Origin of the sequence: Shimia sediminis (genome assembly GCF_003990645.1) — a bacterium.
Classification (GTDB): domain Bacteria; phylum Pseudomonadota; class Alphaproteobacteria; order Rhodobacterales; family Rhodobacteraceae; genus Shimia; species Shimia sediminis.
Genome location: NZ_RYZK01000001.1, coordinates 689,762 through 712,805, shown reverse-complemented (window position 1 = coordinate 712,805; position 23,044 = coordinate 689,762). Strand labels below are relative to the sequence as shown.

Here is a 23,044-nt window from a genome sequence, read left to right as displayed (position 1 = left end):
GAGAGACAGTTAAGAGGACGGCATGACGCCGTCCTCTTTTCCTGTGATCCGCCTGAAACCCAAAGCACGTGCCCAGGCTATTCGCCATGGGTTCCCTTGGATTTATGACAACGAACTGGTTGTCGACCGCCGCACCAAAAACATCGCTCCCGGCAGTATTGCCGTGCTGGAAGACAGCGACCGACGCCCCATGGGGCTGGTTGCCGTCAATCCCAACTCGCGCATTTTCGGCCGCATGTTAGAGCGTGATCTGGATGCCACCATCGACCATCGCTGGTTTGTCGCAAAGATTGCCCACGCATTGGCCATGCGGGAACGCCTGTATGACGCGCCGTTCTATCGTCTGATCCATGCAGAAAGCGATGGGTTGCCCGGCGTGGTGATCGACCGTTTTGGCGAGATTGCCGTGGTGCAACCCAACGCCGCCTGGGCCGAGGGTCTGCTCGGGGACCTGGTTTCTGCGCTGGTCGAAGTTACCGGTGTGACCACCGTTTTGAAAAACGGGTCAGGCCGCGCGCGTGGCCTCGAAGGTTTGGACGAAGACAGCTCGGTGCTCGTGGGCACAGCGCCCGACGCACCTGTGCCCGTGGTGATGAACGGGGCCACCTACATGGCCGATCTGACGGGTGGTCAGAAAACCGGGCTTTTCTATGATCAACGTGCCAACCACGGTTTTTCCGCCAGCCTTTGCAAAGATGCAAAGGTGTTGGACGTGTTCTCGCATGTCGGGGGCTTTGCGCTCGCGTCGCTGGCCGGTGGTGCAGCGTCGGCGCTATCTGTTGATGGGTCTGCCGCTGCCCTGGCGCTGGCCGAGCAGGGGGCAGAGCGCGCCGGTTTCATAGATCGCTTTGTGACGCGCAAAGGGGATGCCTTTGATGTGCTCACCGCGCTTGCGGAAGAGGGGGAAAGCTTTGACGTGGTCATCTGTGACCCGCCCGCCTTTGCCCCCTCCAAACCGGCCCTGGAAAAAGGCCTGCGCGCCTATGAGCGCGTGGCGCGCCTTGCCGCACCGCTGGTGCGCGAGGGTGGGTATCTGGGCCTGTGTTCCTGTTCCCATGCCGCGGACCTCGCCAGGTTTCGCGGCGCCTCGGTGCGCGGCATTGGCCGGGCCGGACGTCAGGCACAGCTGATCCACACAGGTTTTGCCGGGCCGGATCATCCGCTGATGCCGCAGCTGGCCGAGAGCGGATACCTCAAAGCGCTGTTCTTCCGCCTGTGAAACGGCTCTTGCTGGATACCTGCGTGATCTACCCAACGGTCATGCGCGAGATGCTCTTGGGTGTCGCAAAAACCGGCGCTTTCCAGCCTATGTGGTCGGACCGTATCCTCGAGGAATGGGCGCGGGCCGCCCGCAAGATCGGCCCGACAGGCGAAGCTCAGGCGCGCGGCGAAATTGCCCTGGTGCGCGCGGCCTGGCCCAAGGCCGAGGTCACGTGGAAACCTTCCCTGGAAGACCGGCTCTATCTGCCGGATCCGGCGGATGTACATGTATTGGCCGCCGCAATCGCCGGATCGGCGGATGCGATTGTGACAATGAACGCCAAGGATTTTCCGCGCGGCATTCTGGCGGAAGAGGGGCTGGAGCGTATCGACCCGGACGCACTCTTGCGCGGTATCTGGGACCAAAATCCTCTGCCCGTTCAGCAGGTTGCGCAAAACGTACGCGCCGAGGCCGAACGCTTGTCCGGCGAGGCGTGGGACATGCGGCGCCTGTTAAAAAAGGCGCGTCTGCCACGGCTGGCCAAAGCGCTGGGGTAGGTCGGACAAGATTGTCCGACCTACGTCACACCCCATTTGGATTCGTTTTTCTCAATCGCCTTGATGCGGTCAGGCGTCTTCGGGTGACTGAGCAGCCAGGCAGGCGTGGAGGCACCGCGGGCGCCGGTCAGGTGTTCCAGTTTGGAAAACAGGGATTTCTGCGGCCCGGTTCCGATCCCGGCCTTGGTCAAGAGGGCCGAGGCGTATTCATCAGCCTCGAACTCGTCCGACCGAGACAGCCGGGCGGCGAGCAGGGAAATGGCGCTGTTGGCGATCCACGGGCCAATGCCGGGAATGAACCGCCCCAACACCATCGCAAGCGCGGTGCGCAGGGCATTCTGGCCGGAAAAGTCGATCATGCGGCGGCGTGAGTGGCCTAGTGCCACGTGGCCCAGCTCGTGTGCAATCACGCTGGCCATCTCAGCGGACGTCACCTCGCCAGCTCGGAATTTGTTGTAAAATCCACGGGTTATGAATATCCGACCATCCGGCGCGGCAAGCCCGTTTACCGGCTCGATCTCGTAGATGTGCACCTTGATCCGGGGCAGGTCCAGCGCGCGCGCCATGTCCTTGATCAGCGGCACAAGCGTCGGGTCAACAAGTTCGGTCGACTTGGCATCCAACTCGCGCGAGGTGCGCCAGGCAGAGAAGCGGTAAAGAACAATCCCGTAGAGGATCGCGATCAGAATGGGGGCAAAACGCAGCATGTTCATGATATGGGGCAGGGGGCCGAAAAGGGCAAGATGGCGGGTAAAACCCACATCGGTATCACGTCGGTATTGCGTCGGTATGACGTCGGTGGTCCTTCGGCACTTTGAGACGTTGCTGCCCCGCGCCCCATCACCCTCGGGCTTTGCGGCGCCGTTGCACATAGATCGCGATGGTGATGACGACGACCGCAATCCCGGTCAGCGCCCAGGTCACGCCGCCCAAAAGCCGCGCGACCTTTGGCAGGTTATGGGCAAACAGAAAGCCCAGCCCGCAATAGAGCGAGACCCAGACCACTTTGCCCAGACTCGCCCAGAGGGTAAACCGCGCCCATGTCATCTCGGCGGCCCCCGAGATCAGGTTCACATAGGGTCCAAGCGGCGACAGCAGCCAGCGGCTAAAGAATACCCCCAGCCCCCCGCGCGACTCTGCCAGATCATGGGCCCGTTGATAAAGCTGCGCACTGCGGCGGTGGCGCATCGCCAGGGCCTCGACCCGGTCATGGATGGCGACGCCTGTAAAGTATCCGGTTTGATCGCCCAGGATGGCCCCGGCAAAGGCAACCAGCATCACGAAAGGCAGCGACATCTCGCCGGACGAGGCCAGCGCACCAGCGGCAAGCATCACCCAAGAGGCCGGGATCGGCACGATCAGGCAGCAGGCAAAGGTGCTGATCCCGAGCAGAAGCGGGCCGTAGGTCAGGAGGGCGTCGGTTAGCAGGTCGCTCATGATCTGGGCGTACGCGTCATTTGCCGTGATTGCAATGACAGGACCGTGGTGTGCCCCTCATTGCGCGCTTAGCGCGTCAATTCTTTCATGCCACGCTCGATCCCCTGCAGGGTCATCGGCACCATGCGGTCTTCAAAGATCTCGCGGATCATCTTGATCGAATGGGTGTGGCCCCAGTATTTCTCGGGGATCGGGTTGATCCACAGGTTCGAAGACCACTGATCCCGCGTGCGTTCCAGCCAGACCTGACCGGCTTCCGCGTTCCAGTGTTCGTTGGCCCCCCCCGGATAGGCGATCTCATAAGGGCTCATCGAGGCGTCGCCGACAAAGATGCACTTATAGTCCGGGCCATAGGTACGCAGCACTTCGTGGGTCGAAGTTTGCGCGTCCCAGCGGCGGCGATTGTCCTTCCACACACCTTCGTACAGGCAGTTGTGGAAATAGAAATGCTCCATGTGCTTGAACTCGGAACTCGCGGCCGAGAACAGCTCTTCCACCACGCGGATATGCGGGTCCATCGAGCCGCCAATGTCGAGGAATAACAGCACCTTGACCGCGTTGCGGCGTTCCGGGCGGGTCTGCACGTCGAGATACCCGTGCTCGGCAGTGGCGCGGATGGTGCCATCAAGATCAAGCTCTTCATGTGCCCCATCCCGTGCCCAGCGGCGCAGGCGTTTCAGCGCCACCTTGATGTTGCGGGTGCCCAGCTCGATGGAATCGTCGAGGTTCTTGAACTCGCGCTTGTCCCAGACCTTGACCGCGCGCTGATGGCGGCTTTCTTTCTGGCCGATGCGCACGCCTTCGGGGTTGTAGCCATAGGCACCAAAGGGCGAGGTGCCCGCGGTGCCGATCCATTTCGAACCGCCCTGATGACGGCCTTCCTGTTCCTTGAGCCGTTCCTGCAACGTCTCCATCAGCTTTTCAAAGCCTCCCAGAGACTCGATCTCGGCCATCTCCTCGGGGCTTAGGTGCTTTTCGGCCATCTTGCGCAGCCATTCCTCGGGGATGTCGACGGCGTTCAGCACGTCCTGCATCGAGATCTTTTCAAGGCCCGAAAAGGTGGCGGCAAAGGCGCGGTCAAACTTGTCGAGGTTGCGTTCGTCTTTCACCATGACCGAGCGCGCCAGGTAATAAAACGAATCCACGTCATAGGTGGTCAGCCCTGCTTTGACCCCTTCGAGAAAGCTCAGGTATTCCCGCAAGGATACCGGGACACCGCCGTCTCTGAGGTTCTCAAACAGGGGAAGGAACATAAGCTTAGACCGCCATGCGATGGACAATGATGGTGATGAACAGGCCGACAACCGCAAAGATCATTGCATAAATCACCGCATATTGCAGGATGTCCAACCGTCCACCTTTGCGTTTTTTCGCCAGCGTACCGCCGACAACGGCCCCCAAAAGAGCCAGAACAAGAACGATCATGGGCCTCAGTATCTCCTTTTGACAGGACTGAGCGCTGCAATCTCGCGCAGCTTGGCGCGGACTGCCCAATCCGGGCCAAAGCCGTAGCGTGCCCAGCCAAGACTGTCCAGACGCACCTGGGCGGCTTCTTCGTTGCGCCCCAACAGGTCCAGCGCCTCGGCTCTGAGCAGCATCAGGGTCGACAGCAGCACGGCGTTCTCATGGGCGGCGGCGACGTCAATATGCGGCGTTATCAGTGACAGGGCCTTGCTGCCGTCTCCGGCAGAAATGGCGTGCGCCGCCAGATGGGTGGCGACAAAGGCGCGGTGCGGCGCGGTATCAGGCGTCTGGCGATAGACCCGGTCGGCATAGGTGAAATAGCTGTGGGCGCGTTCGATCGAATAGCCCTGCATCAGCCGTCCAAGGGCAAAATAGGAAAACCCCAGACGGTGGTCGTTCCAGCCCTCGGACTGTGCCAGGTTCAGCGCGCGGTTGGCGGCATTGCGTCGCTCCGCAGCCCCGCTTCCGGGGCCAAGCGCGCGCTGGATCGAATCGATCCACGCACGGGTGGTTTCCTTGGCATAACGCGGGGCGCGGCGCTCGCCACCCGGATTGATCCGCGCCAGAATCGCGGGCAGACGCGCGGCAACCTGATCCCGGCTCATGCCGTTGTGCAGCGCCGGGTCGTAATAGGCGCGCAGCACGGTCATGTCGAAACCTGTCAGCACCGCATGTACGTTGTCGTCATTAAAAACGCTGTCGGACAGGCGATAAAGGTCGTTCAACGGGCCAAGCGCCTGCGCCAGTTCCTCGTGCAGACAGTCGCGCACTTCCTGCGGGCTGGTGTCATTGGGCAGGAAAATCGCCAGCTGTTCGCGGCTTTCCAAAAGACCCCAGTTGGTTTTTGAGGTACGCCGCGCGGCGCGGTACTCAGACAGGCTCGAAACGTTCGGTGCCACAAAACAGGCCGCATGGGCCAGGTTGCGGCGAATATCGGCCTTGCTGACTGCTTCGATGGTGATGTTGGCGCTGCTGGCGTTGGTCATCGTGATGTCGATGCCGGCCTCGGTGCGCAACCGATAGAGCAGGCGGGTCAGGTCCGGTTTCAGGCTGGCCGGAGTCTTGCCGATGACGCGCACCGTAATGGGCCCTTCGAACCGGGTCAGGATCGACAACTCGCGCCCGCTTTCCATTTCGAACGCCAGATCAAGGAAATCGCGCGCAATGTCGCGGTTTGACCGGGTCGGGGCCACCGGGTTGGGGGCGGCAAATATCTTCATCGGCGGCAGGTCACCGGCGGTCACGTCAGCGCGGCTTGGCGCTTCGCTTGGCGGGGCGGACATGCAGGCGCCAAGCGCCAGACAAAGGGGAAGAAGAATTTTGCGCATCAAGGGCGTTGGTACCGAATAAAGGGCGTGAGTTTGCCGATCCGGTCATAAAGCTTCCGGGCGGTGTGATTGAAATCCTGTGTCAGCCAATAGACGCCATTGGCCCCGGCCTCATCCGCGGCTTCATAGACAGCCTCGATCAGGGCACGGCCAATGCCGGTGCCGCGGGTTTCGGGCGTGGCGTAAAGGTCCTGCAAATAGCAGATGTTTTCCACTTTCCAGGCATGACGGTGAAATAGGTAATGGGTCAGGCCCACCAACCTGCCGTCCTGTTCGGCCACGATACAGGAGAAATCCTGCGGGTCGCTGCCGCGCAGCCGTGACCATGTGGTCTGATAGACGTCTTCCGGCACAGAGGTTTCATAAAACGCCAGGTAATCGGTCCAAAGTGCACGCCATTCGGCCTCGTCTCCGGCTTGTAACGGCCGGATGGTGACGGGCGAGTCAGTCTGGCTCATGTCTGGCTCCGATTCTTGTTTGGCCCTGCTGTGGTCTGCTCGGGAGGCGGGCCCGGATAAACTAACAGTGGTTTAGGGCGATAGTATGGCCCACGGGACGCCAGACGCAAATTGTTCCCGGTAAAATTGTTGCAACAATTCCGCGATTTGCATCAACAGTCGGCTCTACCGTCCCGAGCGCGCCATAAAGGCCAGTCGTTCAAACAGATGCACGTCCTGTTCGTTCTTCAACAGCGCGCCATGCAACTTGGGTAGCGCATTGGCCCCGTCGCGGGCGAGATCCTCGGCGTCCATGTCTTCGGCCAGCAAGAGTTTCAGCCAGTCCAGCACCTCTGACGTCGAGGGCTTTTTCTTCAGCCCCGGCTGTTCGCGAATCTCGAAGAATTGCGTCAGCGCAGTGGTCAGCAGCTTTTCCTTGATGCCCGGATGATGCACTTCGACGATGGCTTTCATGGTGTCGTGATCGGGGAATCGGATGTAGTGAAAGAAACACCGGCGCAGGAAGGCATCGGGCAGTTCTTTTTCATTGTTCGAGGTGATGATCATGATCGGGCGCTGTTTGGCCTTGATCGTCTCGCCGGTCTCGTAGACGTGGAACTCCATCTTGTCGAGCTCCTGCAAAAGGTCGTTTGGAAACTCGATATCGGCCTTGTCGATTTCGTCGATCAACAGAACAATTTTCTCGTCCGCCTCAAAAGCTTCCCAAAGCTTGCCCTTCTTGATGTAGTTCTTCACGTCATGCACGCGCTCTTCGCCCAGCTGCGAATCCCGCAAGCGGCTGACAGCGTCGTATTCATAAAGACCCTGCTGCGCCTTGGTGGTGGATTTGATGTTCCATTCGATCATGCGCAGACCCAACGCATCGGCCACCTGGCGGGCCAGCTCGGTCTTGCCGGTGCCCGGTTCACCCTTGACCAGAAGCGGACGCTCCAACGCCACGGCGGCGTTCACGGCCACGTTCAGATCCTCTGTGGCGACATAGCTCTTGGTGCCTTCGAATTTCATGTGTTTTTCCTGCGCGTGCGGTGAATCTTCGCGCCACCCTAAAGGGTTTTCCAAGTGACTTGAAGCCCAACGTCACGTCGAAACACGGGCGAACGCCGCCCATAACTTCCCCATAACTTCAAAGGGTTTTGCCGCTTTTGCGGGCAGGCGGGTGGGCAGACTTCTTTGAAACGCTAGGTTGAGACCACATTTTCACCCCAATGCCCCGGTAAGGGTAGTGACAATCCTCGCAAACAGGAGTAATGCCGTGCCCATAGCAAGAGGGGGGCCTGATGTCTGAAGGAAATGCCGCTACGGACGTTAGCCACATTGAGGGAGCAGACATGAAAGCTGAGAACTTCCTGCCCGACGACTACCGTCCCGCAGAAGACGAACCATTCATGAACGACCGCCAGCTCGAATATTTCCGCCGCAAACTGGTGGACTGGCGCAACGAAATCCTCGGCGACAGCCGTGACACCATCGAAGCATTGCAGGAAAGCACACGCAATATTCCGGATGTTTCGGACCGTGCGAGCGAAGAAACCGATCGCGCATTGGAGCTGCGCACACGTGACCGTCAGCGCAAGCTGGTTGCCAAGATCGATTCGGCCCTGCGCCGCATTGACGAAGGCGAATACGGCTATTGCGACGTGACCGGTGAGCCGATCTCGCTCAAGCGTCTGGACGCGCGTCCGATCGCCACCATGAGCCTCGAGGCTCAGGAACGGCACGAGCGCCGCGAAAAAGTGCATCGCGACGACTGATCCGCTGGATTTCACAAAAGATACATTGCGCCGGGGCTTTATCCCCGGCGTTTTTCGTTTCAAAAGGCAGTCATGAGTCTCTTGGGCAAAAACATCTCGGTCGTTGGCGGCGGCATCGGCGGTCTGACTGCCGCTCTGGCCTTGCGCGCGCGCGGCGCGAAGGTGACCGTACTGGAACAGGCCCCCGCCATCACCGAGGTCGGCGCCGGTATCCAGGTCAGCCCCAATGGGTTTGCCGTCATCAAGGCGCTTGGGCTTGGCGATGCCTTTCGCGCCGTGGCTGTGCAGGGACAGGCCGTTGAACTGCGCGATTACCGCGCCTCGAAACCGGTGGCGCGGCTGGATCTGGGGCTGTTGCCCGACGATCAGCCCTATTTCTTTGTGCACCGCGCAGATCTGGTGGACCTCCTGGCCGAGGCCGCGCGCGAGGCGGGGATCAAGCTGCGCCTGTTGCAGAATGTCGAAACCGTGCATCCGGGGCCGATACCGGAAATCCAGCTGGCCAATGGCGCGCGCACCAAGACTGATATCGTGGTGGGGGCGGACGGGCTGCATTCCTGTGTCCGCAAGGTTCTGAACGGCACCATTGCGCCGTTCTTTACCCGGCAGGTGGCCTGGCGCGCGACAATTCCCAACGATCTTAATCATCCTCCCGTGGCTCGCGTGCATATGGCGCCGAAACGCCACATGGTCAGCTATCCCTTGCGGGGCGGGCAGTTGATCAACCTCGTCATGGTGCAGGAACGCATGGGCTGGGCCGACGAAGGCTGGATGCACGAGGATGACCCCGACAACCTCCGCGCGGCATTTGCCGATTTTGGCGGTGAGGCCGCGCAGATGCTGGCCCGCGTCGACAAGGTTGGCTTGTGGGGCCTGTTCCGCCACCCGGTTGCCCCCAACTGGACCGCCGAAAACACCGCCATTCTGGGTGACGCCGCCCATCCCACCCTGCCTTTCATGGCCCAGGGGGCGGTGATGGCCATGGAAGACGCCTGGGTTCTGGCCGATGCGCTGGCCAAGGCCGATGACACCGCCTCGGGTCTGGCCGCCTATCAATCCCGTCGCATCGACCGCGCGACCAAGGTGATCGATACTGCCAGCGGCAATGCCTGGAAATACCACCTCAGCTTCCCGCCGGTCCGTTTTGGCGCGCATCTGGGCCTGCGCGCGGTGTCCCGGCTGGCTCCGAAGCGGCTGTTGCAGCAGTTCGACTGGATCTATCGCCACGATGTGACCCAACAGGATTGATCGCCGCCCGCCGCGTTTGGGCCCGTGCTTTTACGGTTTAACTCTTTTCCCTTCCGTGATCCGTGTTACCTTTTGTGCAAATCAGTCCATGAAAAGGTTCGCCCATGTCCCGTTTGCTACTGAGTGTTGCCCTGATCTGCGCCATCCCGATGTCCGCATCCTCCGAAGGGCTTTGGAAATCGATCAAGAAAGGCGCCTCTGAAGCGGGTCAAGCGGTTGGCAACACGGCCAGCGACGTGGGCACCGCCGTTGGCAACACCGCCAGCGATGTCGGCACCGCGATTGACAATACGGTCGAGGGCACTGCCACGATGCTCTCAAACGAAGACACCCCCGAAGCGACGCGCGCGCGTATGGACGGCGTGGCCAATGAAACCCTCCAGCTCTTGCTGGCGGAAAACCCCGAAGCCGCGGCCCTGTTCGAGAAAAGCTATGGCTACGCGGCCTTTGATGCCCGTCAGCTGACCCTTATCGGGGCGGCCGCAGGATATGGCCGCGGGGTGGCGGTCGTGCGCGAAACCGATGCGCGCACCTATATGAAGATGGGCACCGGCGGGGTGGGCATCTCTTTTGGCATCGGCGGATTTGAACGCAAGCTGGTGATCATGTTCGAAGACACCGCGCTGTATCACCAGTTTGTCGAAAACGGCTACGATGCCACGGCAGAGGCCAGCACCATGGTTGGCGACGACAATGACCGCGGCGATGTACAGTTCGTTGAGGGTCGCCGGGTGTTCTATCTGTCCAAGAAGGGCTGGCGCGTGGCGACCACTGCCACCGGCACCAAGTACTGGAAAGACAAGGACCTGAACTAGCTCTCAGGCCGCCAGCTCGACCCAGACCGGCACGTGATCCGAAGGCTTTTCACGGCCCCGGATCTCCTTGTCGATCTGACAGTCCCGCAACAGGTCCGCGCAACCGGGGCTGAGCAGGAAATGATCGATGCGGATACCGTCGTCGCGGTTCCACGCTCCGGCCTGATAATCCCAGAATGAATAGTGTTCCGGCCCTTGTGTGCGGGCGCGAAACGCCTCGGTAAAGCCGAGGTTCATCAACCGGCGAAAGGCCGCACGGCTTTCCGGGCGCGCCAGCGCATCCTCCTGCCAGACCTCGGGGCGGCGGGCATCTTCGTCTTGCGGAATGATGTTATAGTCACCGGCCATCAGAAACGGCTCTTCCGTTGCCAACAGCGCTTCGGCCCGTGCCTGAAGCCGCTGCATCCACGCCAGCTTGTACTCATACTTTGGCCCCGGACAGGGATTGCCGTTGGGCAGGTACAGCCCGCAGACGCGAATAGGGATGTCGCCCATCACCGTGGCTTCGATCCAGCGGGCCTGTTCGTCGGTGTCATCCCCGGGCAGACCGCGAGTCACATCCTCAAGCGGCAGTTTCGACAGGATGGCCACGCCGTTGAACGATTTCTGACCGTGTGTTTCCACCTGATACCCGCGCTCTTCAAAGATTTCGCGGGGAAAGGCCTCGTCCACCGACTTGATTTCCTGCAACAGCGCCACGTCGGGCTGGGCTTCATCCAGCCAGTCGGGCAGGGCGTTGATCCGCGCCTTGATGCCATTGATGTTGAACGTGGCGACTTTCATGCCGTACTCCCCGACCTCTTGTTTGCCCTGATGTAGCCCTCCCGGGGTTCGGCTGGCAAGGCAGCGGAACAGAGAATCGCTGATTGCGCCGCAAAAAACTGACGTGGTTTGGGGCAGGGATTCGCGCTTGCGAGTCGCAGATTCGAGCACACCTATAAGTTGAGTTTGAAGAATGTGGCGAAAATACGGCGGGCATGTGGCAGAATTTTGTCGGAAAAATATTCGAAAAAAATTCGTTTAAAACCAGACAATTACCATTAGCTGCGATTGTTGCGGTCTGCGCTGATAACCCCAAATACGTGAAAAAACATTTTGCAAAACCCGTTTAACGTGCAAGCGTGAAGGTGCTCAAAACTTCAATAACCAAACTTTACCTGGAGGGTCTTCAACAATGCTCGCTCAAAAAACTGTCGAAATGGTTAACGAAACCTTAGCGAACCGTTCGGTGCAACGGTCCGGTACCAGCATGCATGACGGTCTGAACACTGAAATGTTCACGTCAGGTCTGTCGCCAGAGATGGCAACCGATGCCATGGCCGGAGACGGGGCCGAGATGTTCACCTCGGGTCTTGTCCACATGTATACCTCAGGTCTGGCGCCCAAGGCGACTGCTGAAACAGCCGCAGGTGAAGGTCTTGAGATGTTTACCTCGGGTCTGACCGCCAGCGGCACCTCGGCCGAAGCCGGCGATGCCACCGAAATGTTCACCAGCGGTCTGGTTCAGATGTACACCTCGGGTCTGGCGGCCACGGGTGGTGCAGCTGAAACCGGTGACGGCACGGATCTGTTCACCTCGGGCCTCGTGGAAATGTACACCTCGGGTCTCGCCGCGACCGGCAATGCCGCGGAAACCGGTGAAGGCACTGAAATGTTCACCAGTGGTCTGGTGCAGATGTTCACCTCGGGTCTGGCCCCGGAGACAAAGGCCGAAACAGACGCCGGTGAAGGCACCGCGCTGTTCACTTCGGGCCTTTAATCCACGCGACACCGGGAACGGGGCGCTGGGGCAAAGGCGCCCTCTCCAGACCAGAGGGAAACAGACCATGACCAATATCATTGCACTCAACGTCCCGTCCCGGCGGCAAACCAGGCAAGAGCGCCACGCGGCGCTTATGCAGTCCTTCGCCAATCATCGTCGCTTTGGAGATGATGTGTTCTGGTTGAAGGAAAACGCGGAACTCCTTAATATCCTTGAATGTTCCGGCGTTCAATCTGGCGAGGAAGCGCTACAGGCCTACCGTGGTTTCTATGCCAAGGTCGAAGACCGCCTGCGCTTTTTCCCGCAATACTATCGCTTTCTTCTGTCGATCTGCCTGGATCTCGAAGATCTCGGCGTATCCGGCACCAAGGGCGAGGCACTTGCCAAATGGGTCTCGGATCAGGGTTTTGCCCACGCAGAGCTTTCCGATCTGCAACGCATGGAGGCCCGCCGCCTGATGTTGCGCCGCGGGGTTGATCCGCTGGCCGATGACACCGGGCTCGAAGACCGGATGCGCGGGTTCATCGCGCGCTCGGCAACCTTTTCCATGCCCAACAAAAAGGCCGCTTACGAGCTGACCCACGCGGTGTTCTACCTGTCGGAATATGGCCGCAAGGATCCGCAGCTGGACAATGACACCCGCACCTCGCTTGAGTTTACCGGGTTGCTCGCCTTTCTGGAACAAAACGCCGACCTCCTGGCCGAGGTCTGCATTGCCCTGCGCTACGGCGGCTTCGAGGTGCCGGAATTCTGGGAAAGCTGGTTGGTGCGCCACACCCACATGTTTGATGTGGAAACCGGACGGCAAACCACACCGCAGGACGATTACCACGAGTTTCTGGTGTGCAACTGGATGATGAACGTCTGCGGCCACAACAGCTTTACCAAGCCGATGACATCCGAACGCATGGCGTTTTTCCGCCCCGATGGGGTGGCCGGGCCGCTGCGTGAACTGTCGGAATGCATGTACAAGCTGCCGGACCGCTCGGGCGATTGGCAAGCCATGCGCCCCGTGGTGCTGGACCACCTGTCAGAGGATGCACAGACCGTTGTGGGCTGGGCTGAAACCTCTTGCGACAAGTTCGACGATTTTTTTCAGGGCTTTGCCCGCACCGGCCAGTCACTGGCGGTGATGTAATGAATGGGCTCAACAAAACAGCGCTGTTTGGTACCGGGTTGGTGGTGCTTTACACGGCTTTGATTTCCTCGGCGGATGCGATCACGAAATTCATAGCCAAAGGCTATGCCGCGCCACAACTTTTTGCCCTTAGTGGCATGATCGTGGTTGCACTCGCCTGGGTCTCAGCGCGGGCAGGGGGACCACGTCAATCCCTCAAAACCTCCTGCCCGCGTGTGATGGCCCTTCGCGCGGCACTGACTGTTGTCGGTTCCGCCGCGTTTTTCTACGCCTTCCGCTATCTGCCCTTTGCAGAGGTCTTTGTTTTCATTGGGTTGATGCCGATTTTCGCAGGCCTGTTTTCAACCCCGATCCTGCAGGAACATGTGCGCCCCATGGCCTGGGCGGCCTTGGGCGCGGGCTTTGTCGGTGTCTTGTGCCTGTTTCCGGGGGGGCTGTCCTCGGTGTCCTTCGGGCATGTCATTGCTCTGGTTGCCTGCCTGTGTGGCACCCTGTCCATGGTGTTGGCGCGCTACATCGGCCGTTATGAAAAAAACGCCTTGGCACAGGTGTTCTACACCAACCTCGCCCTTGCCATCTGTATGGGGGCGGCGCTGCCGTTTGTCTACCAGACCATGCCACTCACGGACCTGGCCTGGGTCTGCGCCTATGCGTTCTGCCTGTTTGCGGCGCGCTGGCTCTTGGTGGTGTCGCTGCGTTTGCTCGCCGCATATGCAGTGACACCTCTCATGAACCTGCAGTTTGTCTGGATGGTGGCGCTTGGCGCGGTGTTCTTCGGCGAAGTCCCGGCGGCCAACATCTATCTTGGTGTGGCCATTGTGATCGGATCCGGCGTGTTCATGGTCTGGGACCAATTGCAGCCCGACAAAGCCATCGCAATTCCGGGATGGCCCTGGCTGCGTCGCTTTAAGATCGCGCGTTAGTCTTTTGACTTACATCGAAAAACTTGTTCCGCACCCGCAAGAGCTCGTGGCGTTCGGGTTGTTGATGACAAACCGGGCGCCGATCAGCTCTTCGCTGAAATCGATCACCGCATTGGCAAGAAACGGCAGCGAAATCTCGTCCACCACAACCCGTTCGCCGTTGCCTTCCAGCACCATGTCATCGTCGGCTGGTGTGTCCAGTTTGATCTCGTACTGAAATCCGGAACAGCCGCCCCCTTCCACAGCCACACGCAGGGCCTGTCCCTGATCGGCAGCACCAATCTCGGCCAGACGTTCAAAGGCTCGGTCCGTGACTTTTGGCGGAAGGTTCATTTTGTCACTCCTGACAAGAGGTTCGCGCGAATTTGGCCGGTTTCCATGACAGCCAAGCTGCAATATAGAAATCAAAGGGACAGGCGACAAGGACCAACAACCATGCGAGCGCCATATGCCTCGGATCCCGCGACCGCCAGGGGACGGCAGGTCAGGGAAGAGGAAAGCAATTTTCGCTCCTGCTTTCAGCGGGATCGCGACCGGATCATCCATGCCTCGGCCTTTCGACGGCTAAAACACAAGACCCAGGTGTTTGTTGAACACGAGGGCGATTATTACCGCACCCGGCTGACCCATTCGATCGAGGTCGCGCAGGTGGCGCGTACCATTTCCGGCGCCCTCGGTCTCAACCCCGAACTGACCGAGGCCGTGGCCCTGGCCCATGACCTTGGCCACACCCCCTTTGGCCACACCGGCGAAGACGCGCTGGACGCCTTGATGCAGCCCTATGGCGGGTTCGACCACAACGCCCAGGCGATCCGCATCGTGACGTCGCTTGAACGGCATTATGCCGGGTTCGACGGGTTGAACCTCACCTGGGAAACCCTTGAAGGCATTGCAAAACATAACGGCCCGGTGACCGGAGAGCTGCCCTATGCGCTGTCCGATTACAACGCGGTGCACGACCTGGAACTGCACACCTATGCCAGCGCCGAGGCACAGGTTGCCGCCCTTGCCGACGACATTGCCTATAACAACCACGACCTGCATGACGGGCTGCGCGCCGAGCTGTTCTCCGAGACGGAAATCGCCGCACTCCCCATCATTGGCCCGGCCTATGCCGAGGTGGATGCGACCTATCCCAAGCTTGATCCAACCCGCCGTCGGCACGAGGCCCTGCGCCGGGTGTTCGGCGTGATGGTGTCCGATGTGATCGACACATCGCGCGCCCTGCTTGCGGCCAGCGGCGCCGCCTCTGTGGCCGACATCCGTGCCAACGGCGCGCCCGTTGTGCAATTCTCACCCGCACTCTGGGCCGATCTGAAACAAATCCGCCACTTTCTGTTCACCCGCATGTACCGCGCACCTTCGGTCATGGTGAAACGCGCCGAGGTAACACAGGTGGTCGAGGATCTCTTTCCGCTCTTCCTGAACGACACCACGCTTTTGCCAAAGCGCTGGCAGCCCGACATCGCCGCCGCCCCGGACAAAACCCATGTGGCGCGCATCGTTTCGGACTATCTCTCGGGCATGACGGATCGCTTTGCCCTGCAGGAACACGCGCGGCTCTTCGGTTGACCTCTACGCCCACGGTGGTAAACCCGCCTCAAACCATTTCAGGACGGGTCTCATGAACCTCTTCACCGACATGCGCGCGCTGGTGATCAGCGCTTTGGAAACCATGCAGTCCGAAGGCTCGCTGCCCGACGGGCTGGACTTCAGGAACGTGGCTGTTGAGCCGCCGCGCGACGCCGCCCATGGCGACATGGCAACCAATGCGGCCATGGTGCTGGCCAAGCCCGCCAAGATGAAACCGCGTGACATTGCCGAAACCCTTGCCGCCAAACTGGCCCAGGATGATCGCGTCACCAGCGCCGAAGTGGCTGGCCCCGGATTCCTGAACCTGCGTCTTGCGCCCGTGCTCTGGCAGGGCATCGTGAAATCCGCGATTGAAACCGGCACTGATTTTGGCCGCTCCACCATGGGGCAGGGGCAAAAGGTCAATGTGGAATATGTTTCCGCCAACCCGACCGGCCCCCTGCACGTCGGCCACACACGCGGCGCGGTCTTTGGCGATGCGCTGGCCTCGCTCTTGGATTTTGTCGGCTACAACGTCACCCGCGAATACTACATCAACGACGGCGGCGCGCAGGTCGATGTGCTCGCCCGTTCGGTCTATCTGCGCTATCTCGAAGCGCACGGCCAAGAGGTCGCGTTCGAGGATGGCACATACCCCGGCGACTATCTGGTCCCGGTTGGCGAGGCGCTTAAGGACAAGGTGGGCGACGCCTATGTGGGGCAGCCCGAAGACGTCTGGTTGGTCGAAATCCGTGACTACGCGACCGAAGCGATGATGGACCTGATCCGCGCCGACCTCAGGGCGCTGGGTGTCGAGATGGACCTGTTTTACTCGGAAAAGTCGCTCTATGGCACCGGCCAGATCGAGGCCGCGCTGCAGTCACTGCAAGACAAGGGCCTGATCTATGAAGGCGTGCTGGAACCGCCCAAGGGTAAAAAGCCCGAGGACTGGGAGCCGCGCAAACAGACCCTGTTCAAATCGACCGAACATGGTGATGACGTGGATCGCCCGGTCAAGAAATCCGACGGCGCCTGGACCTATTTCGCGCCAGACATCGCCTATCATTATGATAAGGTTTCCAGAGGCTTCGACGCACTTATTGATGTGTTCGGCGCCGACCACGGTGGCTATGTTAAACGCATGAAAGCGGCCGTGTCGGCCCTCAGCGATGGGCGCGTGCCGCTTGACATCAAGCTCACCCAGCTGGTCAAACTCTACAAGAACGGCGAGCCGTTCAAGATGTCCAAACGCGCGGGCACCTTCATCACCCTGCGGGATGTTGTGGATCAGGTGGGCGCAGACGTCACCCGCTTCCACATGCTGACCCGCAAGAACGACGCGCCCTTGGACTTCGACTTTGACAAGGTGCTGGAACAGTCCAAGGACAATCCGGTGTTCTACGTGCAATACGCCCACGCTCGCGTCTGTTCAGTGCTGCGCAAGGCGGAAGAGGCAGGGATCACGGCCGATGACGCGACCCTTGCCGCTGCCGATCTGGCGCAACTGAACCACGAGGCCGAGATCACCGTTGCCAAAAAGATCGCCGAATGGCCGCGCCTGGTCGAGATCGCAGGCCGCACCAACGAACCGCACCGCGTCGCCTTTTACCTCTATGAGCTGGCCAGCGAATTGCACGGGCTTTGGAACAAAGGCAACGAAGACACCTCTCTGCGCTTCATTCAGGACGGTAACGCCGCCACATCACAGGCGAAAATCGCCCTGGCTCGTGCCGTAGCCGTTGTTATTTCTGCCGGTCTTGGTATTCTTGGCGTAACTCCTGCGCAAGAGATGCGATAAAACTGCACGTCGCGCGGGGTTGAAGGCAAAAGGCAAGACAACCCCGGCGACAAGCTTCGCCGTGGCAGTGAGGCGAACATGGCAGAGATCCCGATGTCGGGGCAGGGGATGCAATCCCCAGAACCCCGGACGATTGGTCCCCTTCTAAACATGCTGGGCGCGGCGGCGTCGCTGGCGCTGATCGTGGGTGCAGGTGTCTGGGGCTACAAGCTTCTGGTACGTGATGTGACCGGCGTGCCGGTGGTGCGTGCGGTCGAGGGGCCGATGCGTATCCAGCCCGATGACCCCGGGGGCCGTCAGGCCGCCCACCAGGGTCTCGCGGTGAACGCCGTGGCCGCCGAAGGCTCTGCCGCCCCACCCGCAGACCGTCTGGTTCTGGCGCCCGAGCCCATCGACCTTACGCCCGAGGATGAAAAAATCATCACCGCCAGCGTGCCCGCAGTTGAAACCACGACTGTCGAGACAGCGCAGGTCCAGGACACCGGCGATATCGTCGCGCCACCGCCGCTTTCAACGGACAAGATCGACGCGATTGCCGCGCTCGCCGACAAGATCGCAGCCGAGGCCGAACCCATGGGCACGGCCCCCGAAACCCCGGCAACCCCGGTGCAAACCTCCGTGGCCACCCCCGAGCCAGCCCCCGCTCCAAAAGTCGTGTTCACCAATGGCGTCAGCCATTCGCTGCGTCCGGTACTGCGCCCCGCATCTCTGGGCAAGGTTGAACAAGTGGCAGCGGCCAGCGCCAGCGGAGACGACAGCCTGCCCAATACTCCGCCCACCAGCGTTGATGCGGCCTCGATCCCGGTTGGCACCCATCTGGTGCAGCTCGGTGCCTTTGGCAGCGAAGAGATCGCAGCCGAGGAATGGAACAAGCTCAGCGCGCGCTTCGGCGACTATCTTGGCGATAAAACACGGGTGATCCAGCAAGCCACCAGCGGGGGCCGTGTCTTTTATCGCCTGCGCGCCATGGGCTTTGCCGATCTCAGCGATGCCCGTCGCATGTGCTCGGCGCTGAAAGCCGAACGCGCGGATTGCATCCCGGTGACCGTGCGTTGAGCGGCTTTACAGCAGCCATTTTCGGATGTGATGGCCTGCGCTTATCCTCTGAGGAAAAAGCGTTTTATCGCGACGCCAACCCCTTTGGTTTTATCCTTTTCGCGCGCAACATCGACACGGCGGACCAGGTCCGCGCCCTCACGGATGAGCTGCGCGCCTGCGTGGGCCACGACGCCCCGATCCTGATCGACCAAGAGGGCGGCCGCGTGCAGCGCCTGCGCGCTCCGCTGGCCACCGAATGGACTCCCGCTCTGGATTTTGTTCAAGCCGCAGGCCCCAACGCCGCACGCGCCATGTACCTGCGCAGCGCCATTACGGCGCACGAATTGATCTCGCTCGGGATCGACAGCAATTGCGCGCCTCTGGTTGATGTCGCCAGCGCCGAAACACACCCCTTCCTGCGCAATCGCTGCTACGGCGAGGACCCCACCGTGGTGGCCGCACTCGGTCGTGCAGTGGCCGACGGCCATCTGGATGCGGGCGTTCTGCCGGTGGTGAAACACATCCCCGGCCATGGCCGCGCCACCGTGGACAGCCATCACAACCTGCCGCATGTCTCCGCTCCGCTAAGCGCGCTGCAATCCGATTTTGCGCCGTTTCGGGCGCTAAACGACCTCTCCATGGGCATGACCGCCCATCTGGCGATCGAGGCGATAGATACGCTGCCCGCCACCATTTCCCCACCGACAATGCGCTACATCCGCGAAGATATCGGATTTGATGGCCTCATCATGACCGATGACATTGGCATGCAGGCGCTTTCGGGCACTGTCGTGGACCGCTCGATTGCCGCAATCGCGGCAGGCTGCGACGTCATCCTGCACTGCAACGGCCCCCTGTCCGAACGCATCGACGTGGCTCAGGCCGTCGCGAAGATGCCCGCACGGGCGGATGAGCGCGCCCAAAGGGTGCTCGACACCCGCCCCAGGCCCGGCGCGCTTGACATTCCTGCCCTCACTGCCGAACTTGAAACCCTGATCTGACGGGCAGGGGCATGGCCGAAGAATTCTCAAGCGAAATCCAGACGGATGCCGTCGCCGCGCGGCTGGCAGCCGAGGCGCTGATCGTCGATGTCGACGGTTTCGAAGGCCCGCTTGACCTCTTGCTGACACTCTCACGCACCCAAAAGGTCGATCTGCGCAAAATTTCGATCCTTGAGCTGGCGCATCAGTACCTGGCCTTTGTGGAAAAGGCCAAACAGCTGCGTTTGGAACTGGCCGCCGATTATCTCGTTATGGCCGCCTGGCTCGCCTTTTTGAAATCCCGCCTGCTGTTGCCCCCCGATCCCACCGAAGACGGCCCCTCGGGCGAGGAACTGGCCGCCCACCTCGCGTTTCAGTTGGAACGGCTACAGGCGATGCGCGACGCGGCGGCCAAGCTGATGGCGCGCGACCGCTTGGGCCGCGACTTCTTCGCCCGTGGCATCCCCGAAGACGTCACCCGTGTTCGTCGTGTGACTTATACGGCAACGCTCCTCGACCTGATGCAGGGCTATGCGCGCATCCGCACCCGCGATGACTTTCGCCCCTTTACCCTGGACCGCGACAGCGTGTTCACCATGGAAGAGGCGCTGGAACGCATGCGCGGCCTGATCGGCTTTGCGGGCGAGTGGACCGACATCCTCAGCTATCTGCCAGCCGGTTGGGAAAGTGACCCCAAGAAACGCCGCTCGGCCACGGCGGCGACCTTTGCCGCCTCGCTTGAACTGGCCAAAGAGGGCAAGGTCGAGATCCGCCAAACCCAGACATTCGCACCAATCCAGCTGCGCAAAAAAGATGAAGATCATGGCTGAAGAGATTGAAGAAAAAGAAGAAAGCCTGTTCGAGGCCCCGCCCATAGCCGAGCAGGAACGCATGTGCGAGGCCATCCTCTTTGCCAGCGCCGAACCGGTGACCGTGAAAGAGTTGAACGACCGTATGCCCCATGGCTGTGATGCCGCCGAGGCCTTGGTACACCTGCGCAAGCGGTACGAGGGGCGTGGCGTGCGCGTGACCAAGGTGGGCGATGCCTGGGCCATGCGCACGGCCTCTGACCTTGGGTTCCTGATGCAAAAAGAAATGGTCGAGACCCGCAAACTCTCGCGTGCCGCGATCGAAACGCTGGCCATCATTTCCTATCACCAACCCGTCACCCGCGCCGAGATCGAAGAAATTCGCGGGGTCAGCGTCAGCCGCGGCACCGTCGATCAGCTGCTCGAAATGGAGTGGATCCGCTTTGGCCGCCGCAAGATGACACCGGGGCGGCCCGTCACATTTGTGGTGACCTCGGAATTCCTCGATCATTTCGGACTGGAAAGCGCCCGGGATCTGCCGGGCCTCAAGGAGCTGCGCGCCGCAGGCCTGTTGGAAAACCGTCCGCCCCCCGGAACCATGCCCCGCTTGGGCGATGGCGATGAGAGCGAAGAAGAGGCCAGCGAAGGTCAGTCCGAACTGTTCGAAGACTGACCCAATGGCCCCCGTCGCGGGCTGTTTCTCGCCTTTCGCCTTATTATCAGCATAATCCGCCCCTATCTTATGCCCCAAGGCAGTCACTAAAACCGGGACCTATCCCATGAATGCGAACCAACTGATGAATATGATCGTGCGCATGTTTGTGCGCAAAGCGATGAATTTTGGCATGAAAGCTGGCACCGATGCGCTGAACCGCCGGGATACGGCAGGGCGTTCGCAGCCACAGCAGCATCGTGACGGCGCATCGCCTGCGCCCAAGTTCGACGCAAAACAGGCCCGTCAGGTCACCCGCATGGCGCGCAAGATCGGGCGCTTCTAAAGCCTTGTTCTCAGGCCAGACCTGATTGACGGGCGCGCATCCGCGCGACCAGCGCCTCTGCCGCGCCCAGGGCCGCCAGAGCGCTCGCTCCCCAGAAACAAGCCGCCAGACCGCCGCCTTCAAACACCGGGCGGAACAGGAACGTGGCGCCAAAGACGCTGACATACATCACGGTCGAGTTCATGCCCATCACCGCACCGCGTTGCGACGGGTCCAGCTGGCTCAGGCGACTGACCGTCAGGTTCAGCCCCAGGTGCTGCAACACACCCCAGCCAAACATCACCGCCACCAGAACGGCGTAACTGGCCGTCCAGAGCGACGCAAAACCATAGTACACCCCCAAGGCGCCAAAAACCGCCAGCAGACCCCGGCGCGGTCCAACCTTGTCCAACCAGGGGTCGACCAGCGTCGCCGCGCCAAACCCCAACCCGTAGCTCAGCGTCAACCACCCGGCCTCGCTGACCTCGCGCCCCAGATTGCCGGTCAGATGCGCGCCCAGATAGGTGTAGATGCCGTAAAACCCGGTGCCCAGCATCACCACCGAAAACAACGCAGGCAAGATGCCCGGAACCTGCAGGGCGCTAAAGGGCGAGGTGACCCGCTCGGACGTGGGCTGCACCGGGAAACGCGCGCTGCGCACCACCAGGAAAATCACAACCATGCCGCCGGTCAGCAGGAAAAACACCATGCGCCACCCCCAGAGGTCAGCAATATGCGCCGCCAGCGTCACACCGCCCACCATCGACAGCGTCCAGCCGGTCAGAACCAACCCCATGACGCGTGATTCCTGGCCCTTGGGCGCAATGATGGCCGCGAGCGAATAGATCGCGGGCAGGGCCATGCCCACGCCAACCCCGGTCAGCCCCTGCCCAAGGTTCAGGGCCCACATGGCCGGGGCAACTCCGCTCAGACCCAGCCCCAGTGTGATCAGGATCAGCGCCGTCATCAGCGCCTTGTGCGCGCCCACCCGATCCGCGCGCGGAGCCAGAAACAGCGCTGACAGGGCCACGCCGATGCCATAGATCCCGGCCGCCGTCATCACTTGGGCCGCGTTGTCCACGCCCAGGCCCATGGCCACATTGGCCGCGATTGGCGACAACACCAGGGAATTCGCGCCGATCAGCCCGATACAGAGCATGAGCAAAAGGATCATCTGTCAAAGCCTTGAAGTGATGAATTGAGTTCGGTATTTTGTCTAGATGCCAAACTTGGTTCAGGAAAGACGGAATGACGGATCGCGAGTCAGAAACAGACAATCTTCGGCAAAACACCCCAAGGTCCAAGCCGCTGGATGCATTGGATCGAAAAATATTAAGCGCCCTGACCGAGGACGCCACCCGCTCTTACGCCGATCTGAGCCGCGAGGTGGGGCTGTCTGCGCCTGCGGTACACGAACGTGTCAAACGCCTGCGCGCCACCGGTGTCATCAAGCGCACCAGCGCCGATCTGCATGGCCCCTCGCTGGGCAAGGACTTTCTCGCCTTTGTCCATGTCGAGGCAGCGGGCTGGGGCAAAACCGAAGGCGTCCTGGACCTCGCGCAGCTGCCCGAGGTGGAAGAGGTGCACGCGGTCACCGGTGACACCGGGCTGATCCTCAAGGTGCGCATGGATTGCCCCGAAGCGATGGAGGGCTTTCTCTGGCGCATTTACGACATGCCGGGGGTACGCGGCACGCGGACCTACGTGGTGCTGTCAACTCATCTGGAACGCGGTGTACAGGCCGGAATCACCCCGGAGCTAAGCCAGGGTGACAACGTGAAGTAGGGA

At 60.9% G+C, this 23,044-nt stretch carries 26 protein-coding genes; 16 read left to right on the top strand and 10 right to left on the bottom strand.

The annotated features are described in order from the left end of the window. The first annotated feature begins 22 nt into the window (after nucleotides 1-22). Both EK369_RS03605 and EK369_RS03600 read left to right on the top strand, forming a co-directional pair. The gene (locus tag EK369_RS03605; protein WP_127112295.1) at nucleotides 23-1,219 is read left to right on the top strand and encodes an RSP_2647 family RNA methyltransferase; all 1,197 of its coding nucleotides are present in this window, start codon (nucleotides 23-25) and stop codon (nucleotides 1,217-1,219) included. Further along, entirely contained in the window at nucleotides 1,216-1,758 is a 543-nt protein-coding gene (locus EK369_RS03600) for an RSP_2648 family PIN domain-containing protein (protein ID WP_268920601.1), read from the top strand. Before EK369_RS03605 ends, EK369_RS03600 begins: the two co-directional genes overlap by 4 nt. 20 nt (nucleotides 1,759-1,778) lie before the next feature. Here EK369_RS03600 and EK369_RS03595 read toward each other — a convergent pair whose 3' ends face one another. The 7 genes from EK369_RS03595 to EK369_RS03570 all read right to left on the bottom strand — a co-directional run bounded on the left by EK369_RS03595 (nucleotide 1,779) and on the right by EK369_RS03570 (nucleotide 7,450). After that, complete coding sequence (locus EK369_RS03595) at nucleotides 1,779-2,465, bottom strand: M48 family metallopeptidase (protein WP_127112294.1); 687 nt, start codon at nucleotides 2,463-2,465, stop codon at nucleotides 1,779-1,781. Between the two features lie 133 nt (nucleotides 2,466-2,598). Beyond that, nucleotides 2,599-3,195, bottom strand: coding sequence for a DedA family protein (locus tag EK369_RS03590; protein ID WP_127112293.1), 597 nt, complete (start codon nucleotides 3,193-3,195; stop codon nucleotides 2,599-2,601). Nucleotides 3,196-3,263: 68 nt separating this feature from the next. Beyond that, complete coding sequence (locus tag EK369_RS03585) at nucleotides 3,264-4,448, bottom strand: vWA domain-containing protein (protein ID WP_127112292.1); 1,185 nt, start codon at nucleotides 4,446-4,448, stop codon at nucleotides 3,264-3,266. Nucleotides 4,449-4,452: 4 nt separating this feature from the next. Beyond that, nucleotides 4,453-4,620, bottom strand: coding sequence for a hypothetical protein (locus EK369_RS21725; RefSeq protein WP_164726845.1), 168 nt, complete (start codon nucleotides 4,618-4,620; stop codon nucleotides 4,453-4,455). Between the two features lie 5 nt (nucleotides 4,621-4,625). Then, nucleotides 4,626-5,942 (bottom strand): DUF2927 domain-containing protein, encoded by a 1,317-nt coding sequence (locus tag EK369_RS03580; RefSeq protein ID WP_438672154.1) that lies wholly within the window; start codon nucleotides 5,940-5,942, stop codon nucleotides 4,626-4,628. 44 nt (nucleotides 5,943-5,986) lie between these two features. After that, nucleotides 5,987-6,445, bottom strand: a complete 459-nt coding sequence (locus EK369_RS03575) for a GNAT family N-acetyltransferase (protein WP_127112290.1) — start codon at nucleotides 6,443-6,445, stop codon at nucleotides 5,987-5,989. A gap of 165 nt (nucleotides 6,446-6,610) precedes the next feature. Further along, entirely contained in the window at nucleotides 6,611-7,450 is an 840-nt protein-coding gene (locus tag EK369_RS03570; RefSeq protein WP_127112289.1) for an AAA family ATPase, read from the bottom strand. 323 nt (nucleotides 7,451-7,773) lie between these two features. Between EK369_RS03570 and dksA the strand changes: the two genes are divergently transcribed. The 3 genes from dksA (at nucleotide 7,774) to EK369_RS03555 (ending at nucleotide 10,259) form a co-directional block, all read left to right on the top strand. Continuing rightward, nucleotides 7,774-8,196 (top strand): RNA polymerase-binding protein DksA, encoded by a 423-nt coding sequence (gene dksA / locus EK369_RS03565; protein WP_127112521.1) that lies wholly within the window; start codon nucleotides 7,774-7,776, stop codon nucleotides 8,194-8,196. 72 nt (nucleotides 8,197-8,268) lie between these two features. Then, on the top strand, nucleotides 8,269-9,444 hold the full coding sequence (locus EK369_RS03560; RefSeq protein ID WP_127112288.1) for an FAD-dependent monooxygenase: 1,176 nt from the start codon (nucleotides 8,269-8,271) through the stop codon (nucleotides 9,442-9,444). Between the two features lie 104 nt (nucleotides 9,445-9,548). Further along, a complete protein-coding gene (locus EK369_RS03555; protein WP_127112287.1) occupies nucleotides 9,549-10,259 on the top strand; it encodes a lipid-binding SYLF domain-containing protein in 711 nt (236 codons plus the stop codon). Between the two features lie 3 nt (nucleotides 10,260-10,262). Here the strand turns inward: EK369_RS03555 and xth are convergent, their stop codons facing one another. Continuing rightward, nucleotides 10,263-11,042, bottom strand: coding sequence for an exodeoxyribonuclease III (xth, locus tag EK369_RS03550; protein WP_127112286.1), 780 nt, complete (start codon nucleotides 11,040-11,042; stop codon nucleotides 10,263-10,265). A gap of 466 nt (nucleotides 11,043-11,508) precedes the next feature. On the opposite strand from xth, the gene EK369_RS03545 reads away from it, so the two are divergent. The 3 genes from EK369_RS03545 (at nucleotide 11,509) to EK369_RS03535 (ending at nucleotide 14,082) form a co-directional block, all read left to right on the top strand. Then, nucleotides 11,509-12,018, top strand: coding sequence for a DUF6749 family protein (locus EK369_RS03545; protein ID WP_127112285.1), 510 nt, complete (start codon nucleotides 11,509-11,511; stop codon nucleotides 12,016-12,018). Nucleotides 12,019-12,085: 67 nt separating this feature from the next. Beyond that, nucleotides 12,086-13,159 carry a DUF6902 family protein gene (locus tag EK369_RS03540; RefSeq protein ID WP_127112284.1) on the top strand — a complete coding sequence of 358 codons (1,074 nt, stop codon included), beginning with the start codon at nucleotides 12,086-12,088 and terminating at the stop codon, nucleotides 13,157-13,159. Continuing rightward, entirely contained in the window at nucleotides 13,159-14,082 is a 924-nt protein-coding gene (locus tag EK369_RS03535; RefSeq protein WP_127112283.1) for a DMT family transporter, read from the top strand. The genes EK369_RS03540 and EK369_RS03535 overlap by 1 nt, the downstream gene beginning before the upstream one ends. Before the next feature lie 9 nt (nucleotides 14,083-14,091). Here EK369_RS03535 and EK369_RS03530 read toward each other — a convergent pair whose 3' ends face one another. Next, a complete protein-coding gene (locus EK369_RS03530; RefSeq protein ID WP_127112282.1) occupies nucleotides 14,092-14,415 on the bottom strand; it encodes a HesB/IscA family protein in 324 nt (107 codons plus the stop codon). 102 nt (nucleotides 14,416-14,517) lie between these two features. Between EK369_RS03530 and EK369_RS03525 the strand changes: the two genes are divergently transcribed. The 7 genes from EK369_RS03525 (at nucleotide 14,518) to EK369_RS03495 (ending at nucleotide 21,277) form a co-directional block, all read left to right on the top strand. After that, the gene (locus EK369_RS03525; protein ID WP_127112281.1) at nucleotides 14,518-15,654 is read left to right on the top strand and encodes a deoxyguanosinetriphosphate triphosphohydrolase; all 1,137 of its coding nucleotides are present in this window, start codon (nucleotides 14,518-14,520) and stop codon (nucleotides 15,652-15,654) included. A gap of 52 nt (nucleotides 15,655-15,706) precedes the next feature. Then, the gene (gene argS, locus EK369_RS03520) at nucleotides 15,707-17,452 is read left to right on the top strand and encodes an arginine--tRNA ligase (protein WP_127112280.1); all 1,746 of its coding nucleotides are present in this window, start codon (nucleotides 15,707-15,709) and stop codon (nucleotides 17,450-17,452) included. 78 nt (nucleotides 17,453-17,530) lie between these two features. Beyond that, complete coding sequence (locus EK369_RS03515; RefSeq protein WP_235871333.1) at nucleotides 17,531-18,508, top strand: SPOR domain-containing protein; 978 nt, start codon at nucleotides 17,531-17,533, stop codon at nucleotides 18,506-18,508. Further along, nucleotides 18,454-19,491, top strand: a complete 1,038-nt coding sequence (locus EK369_RS03510; RefSeq protein ID WP_438672153.1) for a glycoside hydrolase family 3 N-terminal domain-containing protein — start codon at nucleotides 18,454-18,456, stop codon at nucleotides 19,489-19,491. The genes EK369_RS03515 and EK369_RS03510 overlap by 55 nt, the downstream gene beginning before the upstream one ends. Nucleotides 19,492-19,502: 11 nt before the next feature. Further along, entirely contained in the window at nucleotides 19,503-20,300 is a 798-nt protein-coding gene (locus tag EK369_RS03505; RefSeq protein ID WP_127112279.1) for a segregation and condensation protein A, read from the top strand. After that, nucleotides 20,293-20,952 carry an SMC-Scp complex subunit ScpB gene (scpB, locus tag EK369_RS03500; protein ID WP_127112278.1) on the top strand — a complete coding sequence of 220 codons (660 nt, stop codon included), beginning with the start codon at nucleotides 20,293-20,295 and terminating at the stop codon, nucleotides 20,950-20,952. Before EK369_RS03505 ends, scpB begins: the two co-directional genes overlap by 8 nt. Nucleotides 20,953-21,058: 106 nt before the next feature. Next, nucleotides 21,059-21,277: a hypothetical protein gene (locus tag EK369_RS03495; protein WP_127112277.1), complete on the top strand. Its 219-nt coding sequence runs from the start codon at nucleotides 21,059-21,061 to the stop codon at nucleotides 21,275-21,277. 10 nt (nucleotides 21,278-21,287) lie between these two features. On the opposite strand, the gene EK369_RS03490 is transcribed toward EK369_RS03495, so the two are convergent. After that, nucleotides 21,288-22,430, bottom strand: a complete 1,143-nt coding sequence (locus EK369_RS03490; protein WP_127112276.1) for an MFS transporter — start codon at nucleotides 22,428-22,430, stop codon at nucleotides 21,288-21,290. Between the two features lie 74 nt (nucleotides 22,431-22,504). Between EK369_RS03490 and EK369_RS03485 the strand changes: the two genes are divergently transcribed. Next, a complete protein-coding gene (locus EK369_RS03485; protein ID WP_127112275.1) occupies nucleotides 22,505-23,041 on the top strand; it encodes an Lrp/AsnC family transcriptional regulator in 537 nt (178 codons plus the stop codon). The last annotated feature ends 3 nt before the right edge of the window (nucleotides 23,042-23,044 follow it).